General features: G+C 74.0%; 9 protein-coding genes and 2 pseudogenes. 9 read left to right on the top strand and 2 right to left on the bottom strand.

The features are described 5' to 3' along the window. From GTW43_RS17380 to GTW43_RS37555, 9 genes and pseudogenes are all read left to right on the top strand, one after another. Window positions 1-416 (top strand): annotated as a pseudogene (locus tag GTW43_RS17380) (hypothetical protein); the annotation flags it as partial. Further along, on the top strand, window positions 413-1,342 hold the full coding sequence (locus GTW43_RS17375) for an ROK family protein (protein ID WP_161302933.1): 930 nt from the start codon (window positions 413-415) through the stop codon (window positions 1,340-1,342). The pseudogene GTW43_RS17380 and the gene GTW43_RS17375, both read left to right, overlap by 4 nt. 47 nt (window positions 1,343-1,389) lie before the next feature. Continuing rightward, the gene (locus GTW43_RS17370) at window positions 1,390-2,427 is read left to right on the top strand and encodes a LacI family DNA-binding transcriptional regulator (RefSeq protein WP_161302932.1); all 1,038 of its coding nucleotides are present in this window, start codon (window positions 1,390-1,392) and stop codon (window positions 2,425-2,427) included. A gap of 90 nt (window positions 2,428-2,517) precedes the next feature. Next, window positions 2,518-3,828, top strand: a complete 1,311-nt coding sequence (locus GTW43_RS17365; protein WP_161302931.1) for a glycoside hydrolase family 125 protein — start codon at window positions 2,518-2,520, stop codon at window positions 3,826-3,828. Window positions 3,829-3,926: 98 nt separating this feature from the next. Continuing rightward, entirely contained in the window at window positions 3,927-4,418 is a 492-nt protein-coding gene (locus tag GTW43_RS17360) for an ATPase (protein ID WP_161302930.1), read from the top strand. Continuing rightward, window positions 4,415-4,756, top strand: a complete 342-nt coding sequence (locus GTW43_RS17355) for a metalloregulator ArsR/SmtB family transcription factor (protein WP_343246036.1) — start codon at window positions 4,415-4,417, stop codon at window positions 4,754-4,756. The genes GTW43_RS17360 and GTW43_RS17355 overlap by 4 nt, the downstream gene beginning before the upstream one ends. 97 nt (window positions 4,757-4,853) lie before the next feature. Beyond that, entirely contained in the window at window positions 4,854-5,504 is a 651-nt protein-coding gene (locus GTW43_RS17350) for a sigma-70 family RNA polymerase sigma factor (protein ID WP_161302929.1), read from the top strand. A gap of 77 nt (window positions 5,505-5,581) precedes the next feature. Then, a complete protein-coding gene (locus tag GTW43_RS17345) occupies window positions 5,582-6,367 on the top strand; it encodes a hypothetical protein (protein WP_161302928.1) in 786 nt (261 codons plus the stop codon). Between the two features lie 39 nt (window positions 6,368-6,406). Beyond that, a complete protein-coding gene (locus GTW43_RS37555; RefSeq protein ID WP_202501561.1) occupies window positions 6,407-6,826 on the top strand; it encodes a hypothetical protein in 420 nt (139 codons plus the stop codon). Between the two features lie 25 nt (window positions 6,827-6,851). On the opposite strand, the gene GTW43_RS17335 is transcribed toward GTW43_RS37555, so the two are convergent. Continuing rightward, window positions 6,852-8,285, bottom strand: coding sequence for a serine hydrolase (locus GTW43_RS17335; RefSeq protein ID WP_202501560.1), 1,434 nt, complete (start codon window positions 8,283-8,285; stop codon window positions 6,852-6,854). Between the two features lie 186 nt (window positions 8,286-8,471). After that, window positions 8,472-9,582 (bottom strand): annotated as a pseudogene (locus GTW43_RS17330) (glycoside hydrolase); the annotation flags it as partial.

Here is a 9,582-nt window from a genome sequence, read left to right as displayed (position 1 = left end):
GCAAGGACGCCGCCGGACGTTCGCGGCCCCTGCCCTACGAGCACGGCTTCGCGAACCTGGACACCAGCCGGCGCGGCGAGGACGTGACCAAGGAACTGATCCAGCAGCCGCGCACCCTGCGCAGCGGAACGGGCTGGCGCGAGGAGGTGCTCGGCGCGCTGCCCGAGATGTTCTACGCGGTCCACCGCTCGGTCCTGGCCCCCGGCGCGGAGCTCGGCGACCGCACCGACGGCCGCTTCCACCTGCTCAACGTCGCCGCCGGGGAGGGGGCCGTCATCGAGACGGACGACGGGCGCACCCACTCTCTGGCCTTCGCCGAGACCCTCACCGTGCCCGCGGCTGTCGGCGGTTACCGGGTCCGGGCCGTCGGACCGGACGAGGTCCGCATCGTCAAGGCACTGGTGGTCGAGCCGTGACGACGCCGCCGGCGCAGCGCCGGAGCGAGCTCGTCCCGGTCCTGGAGATCGGGGGCACCCACGTCACCGCCGCCCTCGTCGACCCCACGGCCGACCGTCCCGTCCCCACGGCGGTGCTGCGCAGACCGCTGGACGCGCACGCCGCGGCCGACGACGTCCTCGACGTCATCGCGGGGGCCGCACGCTCCCTGCCCGACGGACACCGCGGGCACTGGGGCGTCGCCGTGCCCGGGCCCTTCGACTACGCCACCGGCGTCGGCCGCTTCACCGGCATCGGCAAGTTCCGGTCCCTGACGGGCGTCGACGTCGGGGCCGGGCTGCGCCGGCGACTCGCGGGCCGGGCCGACCGGCTCCGGTTCCTCAACGACGCCGACGCGTTCGCGCTGGGGGAGTACCGCGCGGGCGCGGCGGCCGGCCACGACCGGGTGCTGTGCCTGACCCTGGGCACCGGCGTCGGCTCGTCGTTCCTGGAGACCGGCCGGCCCGTGCACGACGATGCGCGGGTGCCCACCAGCGGCCACGTCCATCACCTCACCGTCGGCGGCCGCCCGTTGGAGGACACGGTGTCGCGCCGGGGCATCCGCGAGCGCTACGCCCGGCTCGCCGCGCCGGACGGCGCGCCGGGCCGCCCCGACGTCCATGAGATCGCCGCGCGCGCCGACGAGGGCGACCCCGCCGCCGTGGAGGCTTTCCGCTACTCTTTCCACGCACTCGGGCAGGCGCTGGCCGCGTGGATCGACCGCTTCGAGGCCACCGCCGTGGTCGTCGGGGGGTCCATCGCCCGGTCGTGGCATCTGGTGCACCCCGCGCTCACCGCCGGGCTCGCCGCGGGCGGCGCGGTCCCGGTCCTGCCGGCCGGGCAGCCCGCGCAGGCGCCGCTGATCGGGGCCGCCCACTGGGCCCTGGACGCTCCGGGTGCCCTGTGACCCCGAGGACGCAGGCGCAGGGACACGTCGGAGGAAGGGACCCGGGCATGACCGCTCGCCGAAGCGGCGGACCGACGATGCAGGACGTCGGCAAGCTCGCGCAGGTGAGCGCGATGACCGTGTCGCGGGTCCTCAAGAACGACCCGGGGGTGTCCGAGGCGACGCGCGAGCGGGTGTTCTCGGCGGTCGACCGTCTCGGCTACCGGCGCAACGAGACGGCCCGCAGTCTCCGGCTCGGCGGCAGCGGCATGATCGGTCTCGTCGTCACCAACCTCGCCAACCCCTTCTACTCGCGCCTCGCCCTCGGCGTCCAGGAGGTCGCCACCGAGTTCGGCTTCCGGGTGCTGCTCGGCAACTCCGCCGAACAGACGGACCGCGAACCCGAGCTGGTCGACGACCTCGTCGACCACCAGGTGGAGGGCCTCATCGTCGTACCGGCGGGCAGCAGGCAGCAGCACCTGGCCGGTGCCATGCGCCGGGTGCCCGTCGTCCTGGCCGCCCGGCCGCCCGCCGGCCTCGACACGGACTGCGTGCTGGTCGACGACTTCCACGGCGCCCGCGAGGCCACCGCGAGCCTCCTCGCCGACGGCCACACCCGCATCGCCTTCCTCGGCAACCCGCCGGCCCTGTACACCGGAGCCGAGCGCCTGCGCGGATTCTGGGCCGCTCACGAAGAGGTCGGCATCGAGCCGGACAGCGGCATCATCCGGCAGGGGCTGACCGACGCCCTGACGGCGGAGCGCGCGACCCGCGAGCTCATCGAGGGGTCCGACCGGCCCTCCGCCCTGTTCTGTACCAACAACCGCATCAGCCAGGGCGCCATCAGGGCCCTGTACAAGGCCGGGACGACGATCCCGATCGCGGGATTCGACGACTTCGACCTGTCGGACGTGCTCGGTCTCCCGCTGACGATCGTCTCCTACGACGCCGACGAGATCGGCCGGCAGGCCGCGCGCCTGCTCATCGGGCGGCTCGGCCACAGCGACGCCGAACCGCCCGCGGCCCGCCGCATCACCGTCCCGACCCGGGTCGTGCGGCACGGAGCCGCGCCGGGCGCGGACGCGGGGCCGGCACCCACCGAGTGACTCCCTGCCCGGCCCGCGTACGGGCCGCGGCGCACCCGTCAGCGCCCGCCGGTCCGGCCCCGCCGGAGGCGGGCCACGAAAGGCCGGACGATGCACTTCCCCACGACCGTCGAGGACCATCCGGTGATCCAGGAGGCGGTACGCCGCCTGGACGCGCTCGGCGACCCCCGGTTCGGGCGGACCCTGGTGCGGTGCCTGGACGACACCCTGGCCCGCACCATCAGGGCCATGCCGGACGGCACCGCCTTCGTCGTGACCGGTGACATCCCCGCCATGTGGCTGCGCGACTCGACCACACAGATGTTCCCCTACCTCGCGCTCCTGCGGGACGACCCCGCGCTGCAGGACCTCCTGCTCGCCGTCATGAGGCGGCAGTTCGCCCAGATCGCGCACAACCCCTATGCCAATGCCTTCAACGCGGAGCCCTCGGGACGGGCGCACGACGAGGCCGACCTGTGCGACGACCCCCTCGTCTGGGAGGAGAAGTACGAGGTCGACTCCCTGGCCCTGCCGCTCCTGCTCGCCGCGCGCTTCTGGGCCGCGACCGGCCGGACCGACCACCTCGCCCAGGTGGTCGGCGCGGCGCACACGGTCGTCGGGGTGTGGCGCACGGAGCAGGACCACGCCACCCGCTCCGCCTACCGTTTCGTCCGCGCCGGCGGCCCGGCGAGCGACACGCTGGAGCGGGCAGGGCGCGGCACACCGGTCGCGAGGACCGGCATGACGTGGAGCGGGTTCCGCCCCAGCGACGACGCCTGTGTGTACGGCTACAACGTGCCCGCGAACCTGTGCGCCTCCGCCGCACTCGACGGCCTCGTCCGGATGGCGCGGCACGTCGGCGACCACGATCTCGCCGCCGAGGCGCGGCAGTTGGCCGGCGAACTGCGCGCGGCGGTCGCCCGCCACGGAACGGTGCGGCGCGCCCCGCACGGCACGTTCTACGCCTACGAGGTGGACGGACTCGGCAACGCGCTGCTGACGGACGACGCCAACATGCCCGGCCTGCTGTCCCTGCCGCTGGTCGCCGACATCGCGCCGGACGACCCGCTGTACCGGGCGACCCGCGCCTTCGTCCTGTCGGCCGCCAACCCGACCTGGTACAGCGGCACGGCGGCCGCGGGCGTCGGCAGCCCGCACACCCCGCCGGACCACATCTGGCCGATCGCGATCGCCGTCGAGGCCCTGACGTGCGACGCGCCGGCGCGGCGCGTGGAGGCCCTGCGGACGCTGAACGACACGGACGCCGGGACGGGCGCGATGCACGAGTCCTTCCACAAGGACGACCCGAGCCGGTTCACCCGGCCCTGGTTCTCGTGGGCGAACGCGATGTACGCCGAGCTGGCCCTGGACGTCGCAGGGCTCGGTACCCGCGCGCTGTGGTCCCGCGGGGGACACGCCTGAGGGCATGCAACCCCCGGGTTGCAGATGGGCTCCCCGTGTGCAACCTTTGAGTTGCAGGAACGGTGCGAGCCCGCGCACCCCCGTCCACGGAGGCAGTCATGAGCGACACCGCACACACCCCGGCCGAGCTCGACGCGCTCGACCGGATCGCCCGCCGGATCGACATCGACGCACCCGCCGAGCGCGTCTGGGACCTCGTCGCACGACCCGGCTGGTACATCAACGACGGCGTCGTCGAGGTCGAGCCCGACCTGCACCGGGAGAGCGACGACGTCACCGTGGTGCGCCACCCGACGCTCGGCGAGTTCCGCTTCCGCACCGTCACTCTCGACAGGCCGCGCTACGCGGCGTTCCGCTGGATCGGCACCCCGTACCGCGACGAGGCGCGGCCCTCGACCCTCGTCGAGTTCTGGATCGACGAGCGCGACGAGGGCGGCGTGACCCTGCGCGTCGTCGAGAGCGGGTTCAGCAGCCTGTCCGACGACCCCGCCGTCTGGCTCAAGGAGCGCGAGGGCAACGACAAGGGCTGGTCCACGGAGCTGGCCGCGGCGAAGGCCTTCGTCGAGACCGGCGCGGCGGCCCGCCCGTGACCCAGCCGCCGGCCACGACGCTCCCCGGCCTGTGCGCCGCCCTCGGCGACCCGATGCGCTGGGAAATCCTGACCCGCCTCGGCGAGGGCCCGCTGTCGGCATCGGCCCTGGCCCGCGTCCTGCCGGTCAGCCGCCAGGCCATCGGCAAGCACCTCGACGTGCTCCGCGAGGTCGGCCTCGTCGCCCCCGAACAGCGCGGGCGCGAGGTCGTCTACCTGGCGGCCGGCGCCCGGCTCGGCGCCCTGGCCCGCGAGCTGGACCGCATCGGCCGCTCCTGGGAGACGCGCCTGCTCCGCATCAAGGACCTGGCCGAACGGACCGACGGGGACGGGGAGTAGGGCGCCTGCGGGGCGTCCGGAGCCGGCTCTGCCGGGATCGGCCGCGACGGACTGCCCCGGCGGGAACCTTCGGCGCGGTGCCGGACACGAACGGAGCATGGAACTGAACGACGTTGGCCACGGCGGGCCGCTCGGAGGCACCTCCGACCGCGAGTTGTGGGCGCGGGCCGTCGACGGCGACCGGGAGGCGTTCGGCCGGATCTTCGACCGGCACGCCAAGGCCGTGTACAACCATCTGTTCCGGCGGACGGCCGACTGGGCCGAGGCCGAGGACCTCACGTCGGCCGTGTTCCTGCACGCGTGGCGCCGTCGTACGGAGACGGTCCTGGACCGCGAGTCGGCCCTGCCGTGGCTGCTGGGCGTCGCCAACGGCCTGCTGTCGAACACCAGGCGCCGCCTGCGCAGGGCCGAGGCCCTCCTGCACCGGCTCGTGTCGCACGACGAACCGGTGGGCGACCACGCGGACCGCGTCGCGGGCCGGGTCGACGACGAACGCCGGATGTCGGAGATCCACCGGGCGCTCGCCCGGCTCCCGCGCCACGAGCGTGAGGTCGTCGAGCTGTGCGTGTGGTCGGGCCTCGACCAACAGGCGGCCGCCGCGGCCCTGAACGTGGCGGTGGGCACCGTGAAGTCCCGGCTGCACCGCGCGCGGCAGCGGCTGGGAGCGGACATCCTCGGTACCGGTCCGGGCCCGGCGTCCTCGTTCCGTTCCCCAAGCCCCGACCACGCGAAGGAGGTCGCCCGATGAGCGACATGCAGGGCGTCCCTGCGGCTCCTTCCGATCGTGATCTGCCGCATGCCCGGCGGACCCGAGAGGAACTGCTCATGAAGATCGGACCGGACGGCAACAGCACGTCGCTGCGGCGCAGATGGGGTGTCCCGCTGGGCGTCGCGACCGGCGTCACGGCCGTGAGCCTCACCGCCGTGGCCGTCCTCGGCGGGGTGGGCGACGCGAGCCCCACCGCACCGGACGTCACCGAGGGCGCACCGGCCGGCACACCCACCAGCACGGCGTCCACCGGCCCCACCACCACGGACGATCAGAAGGACTTCACCGTCACGAGTACGAGGACGACCCCGATCCCCGCGGGAACGGTCGCCAGGATCCTCTCCTCCTGCCTCGGCGCCTCCGCGGCGCAGTACGACCCGGTGATCGCGCTGCGCGCCCCTGCGGCGTCCCCCACCGCCGACGGCGTGGTCCTGGCCGTCGACTCCGCGGGCCAGTACGTGCAGTGCGCCACGAAGGGCGACCGGGGCACGAGCCTCGCCCATCCGCCCACCTTCATCAACAACCGCCTGTGGGGCACGGGCCGGACGATCGCCTACTTCGACTCCACCTTCGAACGCGGCGACAACGAGCAGTTCGTGGCGGTGGGCGCGGGCCACTACACCGCCCAGGTCGCGAAGGTCACCGTCAGTTTCGGCGACAGCCCGCAGGAGTACCCGGCCCGCATGTCCGACGGCGCGTTCGCCTACGCGACGGCCCTCACCCCGGACACACCCCCAGGACCGCGCTACATGGGCCCGAACCCTTCCGTCCACGCGTACGACGCGTCGGGCAAGGAGATCTACAACCAGCTCGAGGACCCGACGTTCACCGGGGACGGATGACCCGGTCCCGGAACGCCGGCGAGGCTCTACGCTGCGGGCATGTCGAAGATCCGGTTGAACAACGACACCGAGCAGCTGCTCGCCGTATGGGTCGAACCGCTGGGTGAGGACTACTGGATGCGGCCCGACGAGCAGTTCACCCTGACCGCCCTCGATGCCGGGAGCGGAGATCCGGACGAGGTGCCGTTCGACGTGGTGGTGCACGACCAGGGGATCAGCGTGTGGGTGAACGTGGGGTTCCAGGCGGTCGTGCGCGACCGGAGCGGGACCCCGGTGGACTGCGGGCACCAGCGGCCGGTCGAGGTCCTGAGGAAGTGGACGCGGGCCGCGGAGGAGGCGGCCCGGGGCACCACGGACTCGCCCGCCGCGCGGGAGTCGGCGCGGGAGTACGCGGAGCAGATGCGCCGCGCCCTCGCCCGCGCCGAGGCCGACGCGGGCGGGACGGAACGAGAGCAGTGACGTCCGCGGCGGGGCGGGCGCCGGGTCAGGCGACGTCGGGCCGCGTCATCAAGGGGGCCCTCACGTGCCGTTCGAGCCGTGATGTGGTGAGCGGCGCCGCGCTCCACGTCGCCCGCGCCGTCCCCGTGGCGGCGTCGACGACCAGGGTGACCCGGTGCGGGGACGTGATGACCCGGAGTTCGGCGACGAAGGTGTCGCCCTGCCAGGCGCCGGACGCGACGACCGGGCGCCCCAGCGGGGAGCTCTCCCGCCAGGTGCCGTGTCCGGCCTCGACGTCGAAGAGCGAAGGGAAGCGGAGGAGCCAGCCGCCGCCGACCGGTTCGACGTGCACCTTCGTGCCGTCGGGCAGCGCGGAGTCCTGCGCGGAGGCGTCGAGCACCCCGGTCACGGTGCGGCCGGGGCCGTCGGCGCCCGCCCCCGGCACCGGCGGCAGCGCCAGCCGCCGCAGGCGCTCGGCGAGGGCCGCGTCGTCCTCGGGGCCGTCGGCGTGGCCGACGCCGGGCAGCAGGAGGTCCCACACGGCGTCGAAGACCTCCTGGGACTCTCCTTCGGCGGTCACGGCGAGCACGAGGTCGTGCGACGGGACGACGACACACTGCTGACCGAAGGCGCCGTGCCCGTGGAACCCGTGCCGCGACCTCCAGAACTGGTAGCCGTACCCGCAGGCGAAGTCCGCCTGGTCGGTGCCCTCCAGGTTCCAGGTGCAGTCGATGTGCCGCCGGGTCGCCCGCTCCACCCACGCGCGCGGGACGAGCTGCTCGTCGCCCCAGCGCCCGCCCTGGAGCAGCAGCTGGCCGAACGCGGCGACCGCCTCGGTCCTCAGATGCAGACCGTGGAACCCGAACACGGCCCCGCTCTTCACCCGGTCCCACTCGGCCGGGCCGATCCCCATGGGCCGGAACAGCCGCGCGTCGAGGAACGCGTCGAGGCCGCGGCCGGTGACGCGCTCCACGATCCGGGCCAGGAGGTACGTCGTCGTGTTGTCGTAGACGTGCCGGGTGCCCTCGGGCACGGCGAACGGGAGGCGCAGGAACCCCTTCGTCAGGTCGTCGGGCTCCCGCAGCCACGCCTCGGTGAGGGTGTCCTCGGCGTGCCCGGTCGTCATGGTCAGGAGATGGTGCACGGTCAGGCGTGCGGCCTGCGCCGGCAGGTCCTGCGGGACGTGCTCCGGCAGGAGGTCCACGAGGCGGTCGTCCAGCGACAGCAGACCGTCGCCGACGGCCAGCCCGACCGCGGTCGACGTGAACGACTTGGTCAACGAGTAGAGCAGATGGGGCCGTTCTGCCGTGTACGGCGCCCACCAGCCCTCGGCGACGATCCGGCCGTGGCGCGCGATCACGAGGGAGTGGCACTCGACGTCCGACGACTCGAGCCGGTCGAGGAGCGCGGCGACGGCCCGGGACGACACCCCGGACGCGGCGGGGGCCGAACGCGGCAGCAGAGCAGGTGCGGTGGGCATACGGACTCCTCGACCGGCACGGGCGGTCGGGTCGACCGTGCCTCGCCGGACCATCCTGCCCGGCCCGTGGGAGCGATTCCACGGGATTACCGGAACCGGCCGTGCGACGCGCGCGGTGACGTGGCGGCCGCGGACGGCGTCCCCCACGTCACCGGAGCACACGCCCAGGGACTGCGCGGACACGGCCTAGTTCTGCGCGAGCACCACGCACGCGCTGAGGTGCCACGTCTGGCCCTCCCGCGCCGAGAACTCCAGGTCGACCTCGGCCCCGTCGCCGCCACCGTCCAACGGCACCTCCACCCAGCGGAACTCCCGGCCGTCGAGCTGCTCGGTGCGCGCCTTCTCGGTGCCGTCGACCCGCACGACGAGCGGCCGGTTGAAGGTGTTGGGATCGCCGGTCAGCAGGTGGGCCGTACTGCGGCCGGCGGGCACCTTCAGACGGAGCACGGTGGGCGCGCTGTCGCGCACGTAGTCCCGCCGGACCACGTCGAAGAGTCCGGTGTCCGTCGCGTCGGGGGTGTTGCCGACCCAGCCGAAGTCCGCCCCTTCGTGCCAGGTGTCGGCGGGGGAGAGGCGGGTGTAGCCCTCGAGGACGGGCGAGGTGCCGGTCCCGGCGTCCAGTGCGTGGACGCAGCGGCCTGCGGGCGGGAGGACGACGGCCTCGGCCCGGCTGCGCAGCGACGCGTCGAGGGCCTGCACGTCCCCGGAGCGGGGCCGGGCCCGCACGGTCGCGAGGCCCGGCGTGACGGGCGGGACCACGCTGATCCTGACGGTCTCGTCGCGGAGCGAGTCCACGTAGACGGTCGCCTTCTCGGACGTCCACCCGTCGGGGACGTCGAGCGAGGTCTCGGTGCGCAGCCCGGAGCCGGTCGCGTTGACGATCTGCACGGGCAGGTCGTTGCGCTCGCCGCCGAACAGGGCCGTGTCGGCCGGAGCGATCACCGCCTGGATCCAGCTGCGGCCGTCGTCGCGGATCCGGCTGAGCTCGAACCAGTAGGCGACGAGCGTGTCCCGCCACTCGGCGGCCCGCGCGCTCTGCTCCCCGAACAGCCGGGACACTTCACCGAGCCGGCGACGGTCGACGCGCCGCTTCAGCGCGTCCCAGTCCGCCCGCATGCCGTCGACCCGGGCGGCCCCGGCGAAGTGGGTGTCGTAGATGTGCTGGATGACGGTCTTCCCGCTGTCCAGGCGGTGGGTGTACGGGACGTGGTGCAGGAAGAGGAGCAGGTCCTCGGGGCAGTTCTCCAGGGATTCGTACGTGTCGCGGTTCTCCGGCGCGTAGAGGTCCGTGTAGCCA

This window comes from Streptomyces sp. SID5785, from assembly GCF_009870065.1.
Taxonomy (GTDB): Bacteria; Actinomycetota; Actinomycetes; order Streptomycetales; family Streptomycetaceae; genus Streptomyces.
The sequence above is the reverse complement of the archived record's forward strand: the minus strand, read 5'-3'. Positions and strand labels throughout refer to the sequence as shown.

What these genes read in the sequence shown, in the direction of transcription:
- GTW43_RS37555 (WP_202501561.1), top strand. Translation starts at nt 6,407, where the DNA reads ATGTCGAAGATCCGGTTGAACAACGACACCGAGCAGCTGCTCGCCGTA.
- GTW43_RS17360 (WP_161302930.1), top strand. Translation starts at nt 3,927, where the DNA reads ATGAGCGACACCGCACACACCCCGGCCGAGCTCGACGCGCTCGACCGG.
- GTW43_RS17345 (WP_161302928.1), top strand. Translation starts at nt 5,582, where the DNA reads ATGAAGATCGGACCGGACGGCAACAGCACGTCGCTGCGGCGCAGATGG.
- GTW43_RS17365 (WP_161302931.1), top strand. Translation starts at nt 2,518, where the DNA reads ATGCACTTCCCCACGACCGTCGAGGACCATCCGGTGATCCAGGAGGCG.
- GTW43_RS17370 (WP_161302932.1), top strand. Translation starts at nt 1,390, where the DNA reads ATGACCGCTCGCCGAAGCGGCGGACCGACGATGCAGGACGTCGGCAAG.
- GTW43_RS17350 (WP_161302929.1), top strand. Translation starts at nt 4,854, where the DNA reads ATGGAACTGAACGACGTTGGCCACGGCGGGCCGCTCGGAGGCACCTCC.
- GTW43_RS17335 (WP_202501560.1), bottom strand. Translation starts at nt 8,285, where the DNA reads ATGCCCACCGCACCTGCTCTGCTGCCGCGTTCGGCCCCCGCCGCGTCC.